Origin of the sequence: Salinimicrobium catena (assembly GCF_900102915.1) — a bacterium.
Lineage (GTDB): Bacteria > Bacteroidota > Bacteroidia > Flavobacteriales > Flavobacteriaceae > Salinimicrobium > Salinimicrobium catena.
On the sequence record NZ_FNGG01000002.1, the window covers coordinates 258,027 to 275,651 of the forward strand.

At 43.9% G+C, this 17,625-nt stretch carries 10 protein-coding genes; 6 read left to right on the top strand and 4 right to left on the bottom strand.

The genetic code is table 11. The features are described from left to right. The first annotated feature begins 17 nt into the window (after nt 1-17). A complete protein-coding gene (locus BLS64_RS05790) occupies nt 18-2,579 on the top strand; it encodes a cellulase family glycosylhydrolase (RefSeq protein WP_093112569.1) in 2,562 nt (853 codons plus the stop codon). A 49-nt stretch (nt 2,580-2,628) separates the two neighbouring features. Here BLS64_RS05790 and BLS64_RS05795 read toward each other — a convergent pair whose 3' ends face one another. The 4 genes from BLS64_RS05795 to BLS64_RS05810 form a co-directional block, all read right to left on the bottom strand. Next, nucleotides 2,629-4,083 carry an alpha-amylase gene (locus BLS64_RS05795; protein ID WP_093112570.1) on the bottom strand — a complete coding sequence of 485 codons (1,455 nt, stop codon included), beginning with the start codon at nt 4,081-4,083 and terminating at the stop codon, nt 2,629-2,631. Nucleotides 4,084-4,144: 61 nt separating this feature from the next. Continuing rightward, nucleotides 4,145-5,281 (bottom strand): SusF/SusE family outer membrane protein, encoded by a 1,137-nt coding sequence (locus BLS64_RS05800; RefSeq protein ID WP_176763436.1) that lies wholly within the window; start codon nt 5,279-5,281, stop codon nt 4,145-4,147. Nucleotides 5,282-5,301: 20 nt separating this feature from the next. After that, nucleotides 5,302-6,933, bottom strand: a complete 1,632-nt coding sequence (locus BLS64_RS05805) for a RagB/SusD family nutrient uptake outer membrane protein (RefSeq protein ID WP_093112572.1) — start codon at nt 6,931-6,933, stop codon at nt 5,302-5,304. Between the two features lie 19 nt (nt 6,934-6,952). Beyond that, the gene (locus BLS64_RS05810) at nt 6,953-9,880 is read right to left on the bottom strand and encodes a SusC/RagA family TonB-linked outer membrane protein (protein ID WP_093112573.1); all 2,928 of its coding nucleotides are present in this window, start codon (nt 9,878-9,880) and stop codon (nt 6,953-6,955) included. Between the two features lie 202 nt (nt 9,881-10,082). Between BLS64_RS05810 and BLS64_RS05815 the strand changes: the two genes are divergently transcribed. From BLS64_RS05815 to BLS64_RS05835, 5 genes are all read left to right on the top strand, one after another. Continuing rightward, entirely contained in the window at nt 10,083-11,108 is a 1,026-nt protein-coding gene (locus tag BLS64_RS05815) for a LacI family DNA-binding transcriptional regulator (RefSeq protein WP_093112574.1), read from the top strand. Nucleotides 11,109-11,226: 118 nt separating this feature from the next. Then, nucleotides 11,227-12,744: an MFS transporter gene (locus BLS64_RS05820; protein ID WP_093112575.1), complete on the top strand. Its 1,518-nt coding sequence runs from the start codon at nt 11,227-11,229 to the stop codon at nt 12,742-12,744. Then, complete coding sequence (pgmB, locus tag BLS64_RS05825) at nt 12,737-13,396, top strand: beta-phosphoglucomutase (RefSeq protein ID WP_093112576.1); 660 nt, start codon at nt 12,737-12,739, stop codon at nt 13,394-13,396. The genes BLS64_RS05820 and pgmB overlap by 8 nt, the downstream gene beginning before the upstream one ends. A 5-nt stretch (nt 13,397-13,401) precedes the next feature. Beyond that, nucleotides 13,402-15,708, top strand: coding sequence for a glycoside hydrolase family 65 protein (locus BLS64_RS05830; protein WP_093112577.1), 2,307 nt, complete (start codon nt 13,402-13,404; stop codon nt 15,706-15,708). A 50-nt stretch (nt 15,709-15,758) separates the two neighbouring features. After that, complete coding sequence (locus tag BLS64_RS05835; RefSeq protein ID WP_093112578.1) at nt 15,759-17,624, top strand: glycoside hydrolase family 13 protein; 1,866 nt, start codon at nt 15,759-15,761, stop codon at nt 17,622-17,624. Nucleotide 17,625 lies beyond the last annotated feature (1 nt).

Here is a 17,625-nt window from a genome sequence, read left to right on the forward strand (position 1 = left end):
TAATAAAAAGTAAAATAATGGTGCTTCTATGCACCATTTTGTTTGCGGCAAATTCTTTTGCCCAGGATTCCGGCAAGGGTAACGTGTATGTGGATGATCAGGGAGTGATGCGGTGGGGCCATAATGACGATGAAGTAAAGGGTTTTGGGGTGAATTATTCGGTGCCGTTCGCCCATGCTTTTAGAACGGGAAAGAAGCTGGGGATTGATCTAAAGGAGCAGATCCGTAAGGATGTCTACCACTTTTCAAGGCTTGGCTTTGACCTGTATCGCATTCATGTTTGGGATACCGAGATAAGCGACGAGGAGGGCAACCTGTTGGAAAATGAACATTTGGATCATTTCGATTTTTTGATCAATGAGCTGAAAAGCCGAGGGATCAATTTTGTGCTCACGCCCATCGCATATTGGGGCAACGGTTGGCCGGAACCTGATGAGGATACTCCCGGTTTTTCTGATAGATACGGTAAGGAAGGCAGTCTGACTAATCCTGAAGCCATAAAAGCGCAGGAAAACTACCTGGCGCAATTCCTGGAGCATGTGAATCCCTACACCGGTAAGGCTTACAAAGATGAGCCAAACGTGATCGCATTTGAAGTTAGCAATGAACCTCACCACCGGGAAGAGCCGCAGAAGGTAAAAGAGTTCATCGAGAAGATGCTTGCTGCCATGCGCTCAACCGGCACCGAAAAACCGATTTTCTACAATGTAACCCACAGCATTCATTTAGCTGAAATTTATGCCGAAACCGGTATAGATGGCGGGACTTTTCAATGGTATCCCACAGGTCTGGGGTTTGGAAAGGAACTGGAAGGGAATTTACTCCCAAACGTGAACAACTATGAAATTCCCTTCAATGATGTTTGGAAAGAACACGGGCTGGCAAAGCTGGTTTATGAATTTGATGCGGCCGATGTCATGAAATCTTATATGTATCCTGCGATGGCGCGCAGCTTCAGGCAAGCGGGGATCCAAATAGGGACACATTTTGCCTATGACCCTACTTATATGGCGCCTTTTAATACCGAATACGATACACATTACATGAACCTCGTTTACACCCCGTCAAAGACGCTTGCCTTGATGATAAGCGGCGAGATCTTCAGAAATGTGGAATTGAATGCCGACCTGGGAAATTATCCCGCCAATTTTAACTTCGGAAGCTTCAGCATTAACTATGAAAATGATCTTGCTGAAATGAATTCTGCTGAAAAATTTATTTACACCAATTCTACTGAAAGCCTTCCGAAGAATCCCAAAAAGCTGAAGCAGATCGCCGGCTTCGGAAGTTCTCCCGTGGTAAATTATGGTGGGAGAGGAGCATATTTCCTGGACAAGCTGGAAAATGGCACCTGGAGACTGGAAGTAATGCCCGATGCGATTTTGGTCAAGGATCCTTTTGGAAACAACAGCCTCGATAAGACACTAACGGTGATCAATCATGCAGACCGGGAAATGAAACTTGATCTGCCCGACCTTGGTAGTGATTTTTCTATCAAAGGATTGAATGACGGAAATGAAGTTTCTAAAATGGCTTTCGGTAGTACTTTTTCCGTAGAACCCGGAACTTATATTCTCTCTAAAAAAGGCAAAAAGCTTAAATCTACTTATGCCGGATGGACGAAAGAAGATCTAAATGCTTTTGTAGCCCCACCAAGTACAGTTGATAGGACATACCTGGTGCATGAAGCTGTGCCGGTGCTTTCGGCAGGGGAGGAGCACAAGATCGCGGCAACCGTTGTTTCCAATGAAGAGGTAAATGAGGTGCAGGCATGGTTCAGGAACGGAAATACTTACGAAAGTGTGACGCTTCAGCCAGAGACGGCTTACACCTATTCTGCTCAGGTGCCTGATAACCTGCTAACAAATGGCATTTTAGAGTACCGGATGATCGTCACAACTTCAGAAGGAACAAATACCTTTCCCGGAGGTAAAAAGGGAGACCCGGGGCATTGGGATTTTGATCCTGATGCGCCTTTTAAGACCAGTATAGTTCCTGAAGATTCACCCGTTTACCTGTTCAATGCTTCTGAAGATAGTGAATACATGGTCGGGAAATGGTTGCCCAGCCTGAAAAATGTTCCCACCGGAACTTTTGGAGAAGTGGAATACCGGGTGAATGTGGAGAAATTGTTTGAAGTTGATCCTGAAAACAAAAATGCAGAGCCGGTTTATGATTATTCCTTCAGGTATAACATTAACCGCAAAACAGAGGGTAGGAGAGAGATCTTAATAGATAAGAACAGTCTGGTGATCAAAGGTCAGGCTTTGAACGAGAAGCCTGCAAAACTGCAGGTAGCGCTGGTCATGGACAACGGCAGGAGTTTTGGAAAAGTGATTGAACTGCAACCGGGAATAAAAGAGTATAGAATTGATCTTGCTGAACTGCAACCGGTGAAGACGGTAACACTGCCGAGGCCTTATCCTACCTTTTTACCTATGTATTTTGAACACGATGTCCAGAAAACTTTTGATATCCAAGATGCCGAAAGTTTGCAGTTCTCTATTGGTCCCGGGCTTACAGAAAGTCAGAAGCAGGAACAGCATGGGGTTGGAGTCATTTCGGTTCGATTGGAATAAAATAAAGGCCGGTGAATACCGGCCTTTGTTTTCAGTAAAAACACTTGATTTATTTCTGTTTCATTATAGAGTAGATGGCGTAACCATTGGCTGGTGCACGCAGGGATACCATCCCGTTCTCATCAGTAATTGGGTTGTAGTCGATATTTCCGCTGTAGTCCATAATCATAGCCTGGTTCCAGTCGGTGTCGATCCCTTCCTTGATCTTGGTATTTCCGTTAGTATTGATGTATAAAATTAACCCGGGGCTTGAGGCAGTACGGGCTCTTTTCATGATGTATTCATCCTCATCCACATATAGCACCTCCACATCTCCCGTGGCAATGGTATTATTAATATGGATCAGTTGCTGTAGCTCTTCTTTAAAATCTGCATTTTCGTAATCTGAATAGAAGATAGTCGGGTATCCCGGATGGGTAAGTATAAAAGCATAGGCTTTCAACTTATTTTCATAGGATATGAAGTTGTCCTCATTTTCGTCTTTTTCAGTATCATGATTGGCTGTAAAAGTCACCGCCTTGTCTGGATAAGTTTGCCATACCATATCCCCCGTTAAAGAGTGAAGATCATCATTCCTGTCGAAGGCCTCATCAAGCTTATAGAAGGTGGCAAAGTCGAATACTCCGCTGCCGGTTTCCTCAATGTAGTTGATCAGGTTGTTTGCATTGCCGTCCCAATATTCTGCAACCGAGAACCCGCCGACTTCATCAAGCCAGGCCTTTACCACCCAGGGCTCGAATCCTAACACATAATCAAATCTCCAGCCGTCAAACCCTACTTCATTCTTGTAGTAATTGGCCACGGAATAATCTGCAGCCCATAACCAATTTTGCACATACTCCTGGTTGTGGTCAAGGTTGGTTTCAGGATAGAACAAACTGTTGTCATACCAGTTGCTGGTACTGTTGGGATAGAAATTTTCATAATTTCTATTAAATCTTCCCGAAGCGTTTCCAAATTCTTCATTGAAGAGAGTATAGGTTTCATAACCTCTATAAGGATTAAATTCTAAACCACCTCCAGAGTTGTGGTTTAAAACGATATCCGCAATAACCTCAATTCCGTTAGAATGTGCCGCTGAAATGAGCGCATCAAGTTCTGTACGGGAACCAAAGCGGGTCTCTACAGTACCATGCTGTTCATACTCTCCAAGATCAAAATAATCTGAAGGATCATATCCCATGGAGTATCCACCAGACTGCCCCTTAGAAGCAGGTGGCAGCCAGATGCGATTTATTCCGGCATCTGCCCAGTCGTCAACCTTTTCGGTAAGTTTCTCCCACCATTGGTGTCTAGGCTCTACATCCCAGTAAAAAGCCTGCATCATAACTCCCGTACCGTTATAATAATTTTCTAAATTCAGGGGTTCATATTCTGCTGTAGGAGGATCAATCTGGCCATCCCCGTCATCTGGATCATTCGGAGTTATATCATCATCTGACGAACATCCCATCATAACCAGCAACACGAAAAGCAGCGGAAATAGTAAATTTTGTTTTTTCATCTCTATGGGTTTATTAAAAAAAAGGCTGCCGTGAAGCAGCCTTTTTCAATTATTTACACTCTTAATTCTTTGTAAGAGTGTATGTTGGATTCCTTGAGTCATTAAGGTCAAGGGTGATAGTGTAATTTCCTGCTTCAGGAACACCAATGTTTTCTCCACCAGGTTCCAGGGTGCCATCTGCTCCTGTATCACCAAGATTCACGTCCCAGCTGTCGTTAGCACGGAATTTAAACCCATTATCTGGTGCATCCTGAGCGGTTAAATCCATGGTGACTGTCCATACATGATTATCCGTGTCGTAAGTCATATCTGTATCTGAATCCCAACCCGTTGGTGTGGCATTTCCAATTACTCCCCATGAGTATTTTTCCAGGGTGTAGGTTAGGGTTTCGGTATTTACCTTTACCAGGTAATATCCTCCTGTTCCATCAGGGGTTCCGGCATTGACTTCACCTTCCTGGAGAAGAGATCCCGTATAGACTCCTGCTTCTGTTCCGGCGTCTCCATAATCACCATCCCATCCTTCATTTGTGGGGAGGAATTTAAACTCTGGAGAATCTACGTTTATATACACATAACCTTCAAAATCAGTGTTGCCTTCTCCAGATGCAGTTAAAGGTACTCCATCGGCAGGAGTCCAGTCATTGCCATATCCACCGGCACTTTGGAAGTTACCTACCATGTATATCTTGGGAAGTTCAATCTCTCCTTCACCAGTAGTTTCAGGAATTACTACAGTTAAGGGTTGAACATCAGATTCGTGAAGCAATTCACCGGCTGTACCTGCAGTAGCTTGTACCTGGAAGTATAAGGTGCCGGTATTTGGAGCTTCGGTTTCCGGGTCGTTGTCAAGACCTGCGTCTTGAGCCAGGCTTAAAAGTTGCTTTACTTTAACAGCAAGATTTGTTCCTGCAGTACTTCCCATTAGAACAGGATCGCTCATGTCCTGAGAGGCAGAGGCCATTAGGTCATAGTTAATGTTTGTAGGAACATCAAGATCAATTTCGTTCCATACAAAACGCTCAACAGTATTTTCTGCAGTTGCATTTGTCAGGATGTATTCAGGCGAGAAAGTATTGGTGAATGCGATGCCTTCGGGATCGGGTTGCGCTATGAATACTACATCATCGTCACTTGTACAGGCGTTAAAACCCGTAAGCGCAACAAAAGCTAATAGTAATATGGATAATTTTTTCATTGTCGTCATTTTATAATTTATTAGTATCCTGGATTTTGAGTTAAGTTAGTGTTTACCCCTAGATCGGAAGCCGGAATGGGATAGATATTTCTGAATGCAGCGGTCGTTGTCCCTTGTGGCACATCACCTTTCCATGCCCATACTCCGTTTTCGGTAAATTGGTCAAAGCGGATGAGATCTGTTCTTCTATGGGCTTCCCAGTACAATTCCCTTCCTCTTTCATCGATCAGGAAATCTTCAGTGATACTGGAAACAAGTCCGTTACCCTCTCCATAGGCTCTTTCCCTAAGATCATTGATGTAAGGTAAGGCTGCACTAGCATCGCCCGTACCTCTAAACAAGGCTTCCGCATACATTAAGTAGATGTCACCCAGTCTGAACATTGGAAAATCTGTATCCACATGTTCCCCGGTAGCATCGCTTCCCTGGTTTCCGTTAACATCAACATTCTTGAACTTACCGACTGCATAGCCATCCGAAAAACTGCTTATGCTGTTGATCTCAAGATTTTGACCCTCTGTATAGAACATCTCTCTTTCATCTGAAGAATCGGCTCCGTCAGGGAATAGACCAACAAATTCAGGAGTAGTTCTTAATCCGGCCCATCCAGAATTCACTCCAAATTCAGCAGGGTCCATATCTCCTCCAATTGAAGCATGGATCACAAAGGTCAAACCTCCGTAAGAATTTGTGTTTATTCCATCAAATCTGATTGGGAAGATGATCTCGTTCTGAGCCCCGTTTGAATCGTTATCAGCCAGGAAAAGCTTTTGGTAATCATCTACTAGCTCATAACCTGCATCAATCACCTTTTTTGAGTTGGTTGCTGCCAGGCTGTAATATTCTGAAGTTGATTTGAATCGACTTTGATCGGCAACTGCAGATCCCTTATCAGAAAGATACACTTCGTTATTAAGATAAAGTTTAGCCAATAAAGTCCAGGCTGCAGCCTGGTCGGCTCTTCCGTACTCCGGATGTGGGGCAGGAGCAAGGTCACCCATTATGGCATTTAACTCCTCTTCAATGTATAGGAAAAGGTCAGCGCGCTTGATCTGCGGAGGAAGGAATGCTCCAATAGGGCTTTCTTCTGTAATAAATGGCGGATTGCCGAACAGATCCATAGCGTGGTAGTAACTTAAGGCTCTCAAGAACCTCGCCTCAGCTCTGAATTGCTGAATTTCGGCTCTTTGAGAATCCTCGATTCCGTAAGCGCTTAGATTTTCATCACTTGACTGACGAATAAATTCATTAGCCTGAGCGATCTGGTACATGATCCTTGAATACATTGTACGAATAAATTCGTTTCCTGATGTCCAGTTCTGTGCATGCAAGTCGGCAATGGTACCATCGTTCCAGCCAATTACGGCTTCATCTGTAGGTAGTTCCTGCAACATCCAGTATAGACGAAGGTACTGTGAAAAACCTTCATCTAATCCTAAAAGGTCAGGATTGCCCGCAGGCCCTACCTGGCCGCTTACAGCAAGCCCTGCGTAAACTTTAGCCAGGAACTGCTTGTAAGCAGCAGGATCCTGAAGTACCTGTCCCGGGCCTTCCCTGTTATCTTCGGGTTGTAGATCTAATTCATTTTCACAAGAGCCCAAAATGGTAAGGCTGAGGAAAATGAGAAAGAATGATTTTATCTTATTGTTCATATTCATAGTTTTTTATTCTCTAAAAAGTAAGGTTCAGACCTAAAGTGTAGGTGCGGGGTCTTGGATAGAAATTATTGTCTATTCCTCCGGCGATCTCAGGATCAAGGCCATCATAATCTGTTATGGTCAATACGTTTGAGGCTGTAAAGGAAGCCCTGAAATCAAGTTTTTCACCTGGAATAAGGTATCCTACCGAAACATTATCGAGTTTTACAAAATCTGCACTTTGAATGTAGTAATCTGAAAAGAACTGACTTTCATTGAAATCTGTCTCGAGAACGTTTGCGTTGAAGTTCGAATAATAAGGCTGAGGAGTTACAGTTCCTGCTCCTCTAAAACCTGTCGCAGATTGCATGTTGTTGTACATGTACCCTCCAAAACTACCTCTCCAGGTAAAGCTGAAATCGAAATCTTTATAAGTGAAATTATTTGTCAAGCCCATGAAGAAATCAGGAGAAGCCTTTTTATACGGTTGCCTGTCAATTTCAGTGATAGTGTTATCTCCGTTTACGTCAACATAAGCTCCTTCAATAGGTTCTCCGTTTTGATCGTAAACCTGGCGATATACAAAGAATGTAGTTGGATCAATATCTGTTTTCCAGATCTGGATCATGTTACCAACCCCTCCGCTGATGCCTCCCTGAGGTATAAAGAAGTTAGGGTCATCTCCCAAAGAAAGTTTGGTGATCTCAAGGTCCTGGAAGGTGATGTTGTAATTCAGATTCCAGTTGATCTTGTCTGTCTGGATCAGTTTTCCGTTCAGTCCAACCTCAATCCCCTTACTTACCGTTTCCCCTACGTTGGTCACCAGTCTGTCAGATAGGTTAGCCCCGGCAGGAACAGGTACTTCGGCTAAAAGATTTTCAGTTGTTCTGTGATATGCATCTACACTTCCGGTAAAGCGGTCATTGAAGAACCCAAAGTCCATACCTACGTTGTAGGTCTGCAGCTCTTCCCATTTCAGCTCTTTATCATATTCTTCAGGACGAAGAGTAGGGTAGAAAGTTTCACCAAACTGGTAACTTGCTCCTCTTTGGCTTGGAGTATAAACTCCAAGGTATCCGTAATTAGGACCAATTTCCTGGTTACCGGTAACCCCGTAACCTGCTCTCAGTTTAAGTTCAGATAATATCCCAGAATCTTTAAGGAAATCTTCGTTGTTTATCTTCCAACCCACAGAAACTGCTGGGAAGGAGCTCCAGCGGTTATCTTCACTAAACCTTGAAGATCCGTCCATTCTGTAACTACCAGAAATAAGGTACTTGTCATCTATATCAAAGCTAGCTCTGGCAAAGTAAGATTCCAGCGCGTTACGGTTAATACTTAAGGGGTTAAGAACCCAGTTTCCTTCTACTGCTTCGTCTGTATACCTTTGTTGGCTTGACATGTAGAATTCCTGGAATGAATGACCAGCTGTAAGATCAATGGCTGTACTAATAGATTCTACGTAAGGTTTGTAATTAAAGTAGAAATCAAGTAACTGGTTTCGGTTAATTCCCCAGTACACCTCTTCAGCAGGTATATTCTGAAGCACAGTGGCCGAAGTGGTAGGGCGGAAGGTGAAACCATTATTTTCAGCGTAATCAACACCGGCATTAAGATTAAAACGAAGTTCGTCGATCAATGGGATATCGTAATCAATGTTAAAATTCGTAATAATACGTTTTGTCTTTCCTTCAGCGTCGCGTTGCAGGAGAAGCGCCAGCGGGTTTCGTGTGGCTTGCTGCAATGCAACCCCATTGTTGTTTGTCCACTCATAAAACCCTCCATAGTTACTGTTCTCGTCATATACCGGCTTAGTAGGATCAAAGTTCACTGCCGCTCCAATAGCTGCTTCGTCTGCGAAATCGTTTTGATCCACACTTCCTTTGGCGGTAAGCGTTAACTTAAGATCATTATCTAAAAGATCATAATTGAATGCTGTGTTCAAGGCATTTCTCTGGTAAAGATCGGTCTTTAAAACCCCTTTTTGAGAAGTATGGTTGAAGTTCACTCTATAGTAGAAGTTGTCAAGCCCCTGGGAAACGGTAAGGTTGTGGATTGCTCCTTCGGCAGTTTGGTAGATCTCATCCTGCCAGTCTGTATTGGCGGTACCTAAAAGGCCAACGTCTGTACCAGGAGTAGTCTCAATAAGATTTCTGAATTGATCTGCATCTAGAATATCCACGGTTTCCACTACTTCCCCAACCGAAACTTTTAGGTCGTATTCGAATTTGAGGTCAGCGTTTTTCTTTCCTTTTTTGGTAGTAATAAGAATAACCCCGTTAGAAGCCCTTGACCCGTAAATTGCAGTTGCCGAAGCGTCTTTAAGTACCACGAAATCTGCGATCTCATTTGGGTTTATGGCGTTCAACTGGTTTCTTACTCCCTGAACTCCTCTTTGGTCAAGCGGAATTCCATCTACTACAATAAGAGGAGAGTTGTTTGCTGAAAGGGAGGAACCACCACGGATCCTGATCTCGGTTCCGCCTCCGGGAGCTCCGTTTCCGGAAGTGATCCTTACCCCGGCAGATTTTCCCTGGATCAATTGCTCGGGAGAAACAATAGCTCCCTGGTTGAATTCTTCCGAGGAGATCTGTTCAACAGATCCTGTGGCATCTTGTCTACGGGTAGAACCGTAACCAATCAATACCACCTCTTCAAGTATGGCAGCATCTGGTGCAAGGGCGACATTGATCGTTTCCTGGCCTGTAAAGGGAACTTCCTGGGTTTCCAGCCCTACATATGAATAGACGATCACGTCATCCAGGTCAACCCCGGTAAGCGTGTATTCCCCATCAAAATTAGTTGTTGTTCCGTTGGTAGTGCCTTTGATAACCACGTTTGCACCCGGTATCGGCATTCCTGTATCCCGCTCGGTGACAATACCGCTGAGCGTGGATTGGGCAAAAAAGCTCAATGGCATCATAAACAAGAGAAGCCATGTGCTTTTAATAAATGTTCTCATAAAATTGGAATATTAGTTTTACGTTATTTTAACCTTATATTTTCACTCTCCGGGTTTAAAAGTAGGTATTTTCTTCGCCAATAAATGATGATCCCCGTCATATACAGGCCCGAAAACGTTTTCGTGTTGAAAACTTTCTTTAGGTGAATTTAAGATATATTTACCATAACTTTACACTTTCACCCTACAGAAGAAGAATAACATGAAACCAAAACTAACTCTAAAACAGATCGCGCGGGAACTTGATGTTTCTGTTTCTACCGTATCCAAGGCTTTACGCGACAGCATAGAGATCAGCGAGGAGACACGCCAAAAAGTGAAGGCTTTCGCCAAACTTTATAATTATAAGCCCAACAATATTGCTTTAAGCCTAAAGAACAGAAAAACCCGCACCATCGGGATCGTGTTGCCCGAGATCGTTCATGATTTTTTCGCTACCGTAATTAGCGGAGTAGAACAGGTGGCTAATGAAAAAGGATATAATGTGATCATTTGTTTGTCGAATAATTCCTTTGACAGGGAAGTGATGAACATGGAAATGCTGGCAAACGGCAGTACAGATGGTTTTATACTTTCTATCGCCAAGGAGACCCAGCAAAAAAAGGACTATCACCATTTGGAGGAGGTGATCAACCAGGGGATGCCGCTCGTATTGTTTGACAGGGTTGTTGACGAGATCAAATGTGATAAAGTGATCATTGATGATACTGCTGGTGCCAAAAAAGCGGTACAGCATCTTATTGATATAGGATGTAAAAGAATTGGCATAATCACTACTGTAGACTATATAAGCGTTGGGAAATTGCGAACCCAGGGTTATCTTGAAGCTCTTGAAGCAAATGGGATGAGCCCAGATGAAGATCTTATTCTCAAGATCGAGGATATGCAAGGCAGTGAAAAGGAAATTGCTGAATTTTTAAAGACCCGGGATCTGGATGGGATCTTTGCGGTTAATGAGCAGTTTAGCACTAGTGCCATTCGAGGTTTGCTGAACAAAGGCCTTAAAGTGCCTGATGATGTTTCGGTGATAGGATTTTCTGATGGGGAACTGGCGCACCGATTTATTCCCAGCCTTTCCACTATTAATCAACATGGAGCCGAAATAGGGGCAAGGGCGGCCCGTCTTTTAATAGAAAGACTTGAACGCTCTGTTGATGCTGAAGAAAGCTACCAAACCCAGATCGTCGAGACCAGCCTTATCGAAAGAGAGTCCACCAGACATAAATAAAAAAGCCGACTTTCAATTTATTTTATATATTTGGCCTGAATTTATCGAAACTTATATTTTCTCTCTCCTTTTAAGTTTTGATAAGTCTCACAGCTTATCGTAATCTAACACTACGATAATGCAAAAACGCACATTGAGTTTTTGGGAGATCTGGAACATGAGTTTCGGGTTTCTTGGTATACAATTCGGTTTTGCCCTGCAAAACGCCAATACCTCCCGTATTTTTGAAACCTTAGGAGCTGATGTTGATCAGATCCCTATTCTTTGGATCGCGGCGCCGGTTACCGGACTCGTGGTACAGCCAATAATAGGATATTTTAGCGATCGCACCTGGACCAGGTTAGGGAGGCGCAGGCCATATTTTTTGGCAGGGGCCATCCTTTCATCCATTGCCCTTTACATCATGCCTAATTCTCCCACTTTATGGATAGCTGCGGGAACCTTATGGTTGATGGATGCCTCGATCAACATTTCCATGGAACCCTTTAGGGCTTTTGTGGGAGATAATCTTCCGGCAAAACAACGAACCCTTGGGTTTTCCATGCAAAGTTTCTTTATTGGAACCGGGGCAGTTGTGGGCTCGCTTTTACCATATATGTTTTCCAACTGGTTTGGCATCAGTAATACTGCGCCCGAAGGAGTTATCCCGGATTCTGTAAAATGGTCCTTTTACGTAGGAGGAATCGTCTTCCTGCTTACGGTGCTTTGGACGGTCATTAAATCGAAAGAATATACTCCCGAAGAACTGGCTGCCTTTGAAAAAAGAGATAAAGAAGCCGCACGTCCCGTAAAGGAAACCGCGGCAGACAAAGAAAAGAACATTAAAAATCAATTGTACGCAGGAATAGCAATGGCTGTAATAGGCGCCGTTGTTTCTTGGTACATTTATGCCAACAGTCTTACCAAGGAATTATATATTCTTTTTGTCGGCCTTGTGATCGTGGGCGTGTTGTTCATGCTTACTTCACGGCTTCGGAAAAAGAACGTAAAGAACGGTTTTACGGTCATCGTTACAGACATGCTGAACATGCCCGATACCATGAAGCAGCTGGCGTGGGTGCAATTCTTTTCCTGGTTCGCATTGTTCTCAATGTGGATCTACACCACTGCCGCTGTTACTGGTCATGTTTTTGGTACCACCGATCCGACGTCTGAATTGTATAACGATGCGGCCGACTGGGTGCCGGTGATGTTTACCGTTTATAATGGGGTTGCGGCAGCCGTTGCTTTTTTACTTCCTGTAATGGCACAAAAGACAAATAATAAGGTCACCCATTTGATCGCCCTTTGTTTGGGTGGTATAGGATTGATCTCTATTTACTTTTTGAGCAGTAAAGCAGGACTTTTGCTTTCCATGATCGGCGTGGGTATAGCCTGGGCCAGTATTTTGTCCCTCCCATACGCCATGCTTTCAGGTTCCCTGCCTTCAGCCAAAATGGGGTATTACATGGGAGTCTTTAACTTTTTTATCGTGATCCCGCAAATTGTGGCGGCAACGATATTAGGATATTTGGTAAAAGAAATTTTCTGCAATGAACCGGTGTATGCCCTTATCATCGGTGGTTTATCCATGATCCTTTCAGGATTGCTGACATTAAGGGTAAAAACAAATAAAAGATTGAACATTAATGAATGAGCAGAGAGGAGTGATCTTTGACCTGGATGGAGTGATCGTGGATACCGCGAAATTCCATTTTCTGGCCTGGCGAAAACTAGCCAATGACCTTGGATTTGACATCACTCTTGAACAGAACGAACAATTAAAAGGAGTGAGTCGAATTCATTCGCTGGAACAGATCCTTAACTGGGGTGGTAAATCCATTTCAAAGGAGGAGTTTGACCGATTGATGATCACCAAAAACGAGGATTATCTTTCCCGTATTTCGGGAATGTCTGAAAAAGACCTCTTGCCCGGTGTGAAAAAGGTGCTTGACTATCTTACCGAAAATAATATTCCGTACTCCCTGGGATCGGCCAGCAAAAATGCTCGTCCTATTCTTAAAAGCCTGAATATTTATGATCGTTTTGAGGCTATTGTAGACGGGAATGATGTCTCTAAAGCTAAACCTGATCCGGAAGTTTTCTTGATCGCTTCGGAAAAACTGAAGATAAAACCTGAGAATTGTGTGGTTTTTGAGGATTCGGTAGCCGGAGTCGAGGCAGCTAAGAGAGCGAATATGCTGAGTATTGGAATTGGGCAGGAAGATGTGCTGCGGGAAGCAGACCATATTTTTGCCGATTTCACACAGATCGAACTGGAGTTTATTGAAAAAATTGTTACAAACTAGAAGAAATGAATCAGGATTATATAAAACCAAACGATTGGTCAATAATTGAAGAAGGATTTGAGGCCGGCAGAGTAGAATCATCTGAAAGCCTTTTTAGCCTTGGGAACGGGGCCATGGGTCAGCGTGCCAATTTTGAGGAGCAGTATTCAGGTGCGACCTTTCAGGGAAGCTATATTGCAGGAGTCTATTATCCAGATAAGACCAAAGTAGGGTGGTGGAAGAACGGCTACCCCGAGTATTTTGCCAAAGTGCTCAATGCCCCCAACTGGATAGGGATCAATGTACTGGTAAACGGAGAGTCATTGGACCTGTTCACTTGTAAGGAGGTTAGGGATTTCCGAAGAGAACTCAATATGAAAGAAGGCTGGTATGAGCGCAGTTTTGTGGCCACCCTGCCTAATAATATTGAAATGAGAGTGAAGATCACGCGTTTCCTTTCCATTAGCAGGAACGAGCTGGGGGCGATCAATTTTGAGGTGGAGCCATTGAATTCAGATGCCACCATAGTGTTTGAACCCTATATTGACAGCGGGATCACCAATGAAGATGCCAACTGGGAGGAAAAATTCTGGGAAACCCTGGAGGTGAAAACCGTTGATCATAAGGCCTTTATTACCTCAAAGACCCTTAAAACCGAATTTCATGCTACCGTTTTCATGCAGTCTCAATTGTTTAGGAACGGGAGTGAAATCAATACCGAAGCCAAGGAAGTATTATTTGAAGAAAAGATCTCTTTTAGGTACACTACCGAAGCCAAAAAGGGCGAAAAGGTGAACCTGCACAAGTTTGGAGGTTACGTTACAGACATGAACCACAAACGTGAGGAACTTACCGCGGCAGCTGGGAAAGTTTTGGATAATGCTGTAGATAGCGGATTCGAAAAATTGCTTCAGGAACAAAAACTGGCCTGGGCGAAGATCTGGGAAATGGCCGATATTTCTATTGAAGGTGACGTCAAGGCACAGCAGGGAATAAGGTTCAACATTTTTCAACTTAACCAGACCTACCTTGGGGAAGATGCCCGTCTTAACATAGGGCCTAAAGGTTTCACCGGGGAGAAATACGGCGGAAGCACCTATTGGGACACAGAAGCCTATTGTATTCCTTTTTATATGGCTACCAAAGACCAGCATGTGGCCAGGAATCTTTTGACCTACAGGTACAATCACCTGGACAAGGCCATAGAAAATGCTGAAAAACTCGGCTTTTCAAATGGGGCCGCCCTTTACCCAATGGTGACCATGAACGGGGAAGAAAGCCATAACGAGTGGGAGATCACCTTTGAAGAAATACACCGTAACGGTGCCATGGTGGTTGCCATAAAAAGATATGTGGATTATACCGGAGATTACGATTATATTCCTGAAAAGGGTCTCGAAGTGATGATCGCCATTGCACGCTTTTGGCAGCAAAGAGCCAACTACAGTCGCCAGAAAGATAAATATGTGATTCTTGGGGTTACAGGTCCTAATGAGTACGAGAACAACATCAATAACAACTGGTACACCAATTATATCGCAAAATGGTGTATGGAATACTGTATCGAGAACCTGGAGAAGGTAAAGAGCGACTATTCTTCAGACTATGAAAGGATAATGTCAAAAACCAAACTTTCTGCGGAAGAGATCGCCGGATGGCAGGAAGTTGCAGATAAGATGTATTTCCCTTATTCCGAAGAATACCAGGTTTTTTTACAGCAGGATAATTTCCTTGACAAAGAGATCGTACCGGTTTCTGAACTTTCCAAAGCGCAAAGGCCCATTAACCAGAAATGGAGCTGGGATCGTATTCTGCGCTCCTGCTATATTAAACAAGCCGATGTGCTGCAGGGCTTCTACTTCTTTGAAGACCACTTTTCAAAAGAAGACCTGGAGAAGCACTTTGATTTTTATGAACCTTTGACCGTGCATGAATCTTCCCTTTCACCTTGTGTGCATAGCATTCAGGCTGCGGCTTTGGGAAGAATGGAGCAGGCGTACCAGTTCTATTTAAGAACCTCAAGGCTGGATCTTGATGATTACAATAATGAAGTGAAAGAGGGCTGTCACATTACCAGTATGGCCGGTACCTGGATGAGCGTTGTAGAAGGCTTCGGAGGGATGAGGATCAGAAACGGGAAATTGTCTTTTGATCCGCAGATCCCAAATGGCTGGAAGAGCTTTTCTTTTAAGATCAATTTCAGGAACCAGATCCTTAAGATAAATGTGGCTCCAGAGAAGACCAGCTTTATTCTGGAAGGAGACCAAAATCTCGAGATCCTGGTAAAAGGAAATTCTATTGTAGTTGAACCAAATAATCTAATAACAGTTTAAAATCAAAAAGCTTCCTGATGCGTCGGGGAGCTTTTTAAATATTTCTAAAAATGAAAAGACCTCTCTTATTTCTGTTCTTGTTGTTAAGCGGAATTACCTTTGGACAAATCGAAAGGGTAGAGCCGCCAAACTGGTGGACAGGTTTTAAAGATCCTTCTTTGCAATTAATGGTCTATGGTGAAAATATAGGTTCTGCAACTCCAAAGATCACCAAGGACGGAATTGAGCTAGAAAGGATAACCCGGGCCGATAGCCCTAATTACCTGTTCCTGGACCTTAAGATCGAAAAAGGAGCCAAGGCAGGGAAATTTCCAATAGTTTTTCAATACGAGAATGGGAAGAAGGAGACGATCCAATATGAACTGAAAGAGCGTTCAAAACCGGCGGAAGATTATGTTGGTTTTGATAGTTCAGATGCTGTTTACCTTATCACTCCAGACAGGTTTGCCAACGGTGATCCTTCTAACGACATTTTCAACCACCTTAACGAAACTACCATTGACCGTAAAGATGATTACGCCCGTCACGGCGGTGACATAAGGGGGATCATTCAGCACCTGGATTACATCGAGGATATGGGCTTCACGGCACTCTGGTCTTCTCCGTTATTGATCAATGATATGCATTCCGGGTCTTATCACGGCTACGCTATGACCGATTTCTATAAAGTGGATCCCAGGTTTGGGACCCTGGCAGAATACAAAGAACTTGCCGATAAAGCCCGTGAAAAAGGTATAAAGCTTATAATGGACCAGGTTGCTAACCACTCAGGCGTGGAGCACTGGTGGATGGAAGACCTTCCGTTCAATGACTGGATCAACTTTCAGGAACGATATGAAGACAATGAGCCGGTGGTCTATTCCAACCACAGGCGCACTACAAACCAGGATCTGTATGCTTCCGAAGCAGATAAAAAAGGTATGACCCGGGGCTGGTTCGTGGATTCCATGCCCGATCTTAATCAGCGTAATCCTTTTATGGCCAATTATATTACGCAGAACAGCATCTGGTGGATCGAGACCCTTGGCCTTGGCGGCATTCGCCAGGACACGTACCCTTACCCCGAAAAGGAATTCATGAGTGACTGGGCGGGAGCCATCATGACCGAATATCCCAACTTCACCATTGTTGGGGAAGAGTGGAGCAATAATCCGTTGCTGATAAGATACTGGCAGGAAGGGGTGGACAATAAAGACGGGTATGATCCCAATCTACCGGCCACCATGGACTTTGCCATGCAATCCAAAATCGTACAGGCGCTTAATGAAGAGGAACGCTGGGATACCGGGTTGGTGAAGATCTATGAGGGGCTTGCCAATGACTTTGCCTATGCCTCGCCGGAGAACATCATGATCTTCCCAGATAACCATGACATGAGCCGCATCTTTACCCAGCTGAACGAAGACGTGACCAGGACAAAAATGGCAGTTTCCTACCTGTTGATGTTGCCCAGGATCCCGCAGATCTACTACGGAACTGAGATCCTGATGAATGATACTGCCAAACCCGGAGACCACGGCCTTATCAGGACCGATTTTCCCGGCGGCTGGAAAAATGATTCGGTCAATGCATTTTCGGGAGAGGGTCTTTCTGCGGAACAAAAAGAAATGCAGGAGTACCTGAAAAAGGTCCTGAACTACAGAAAGGACAGTGAGGCCATACATTCAGGAAAGACCGTTCACTTTGCTCCGGAAAACGGAATTTATCTCCTTACCAGAAGTTCAGATAATGAAAAGGTGATCATCATCCTGAACAAGAACGAAGAATCCGTGAAACTGGATCTGAAGCGATTTGAGGAGCTAGGACTTGAAGGTGCTACGCTGCAGAACATAATTACAGAAGAAGAATTTTTATGGGACAAAACCCTGGAGCTGCCTGCCGAAGGAGCATATATGTTCACAACTAAGACTGAGTAAG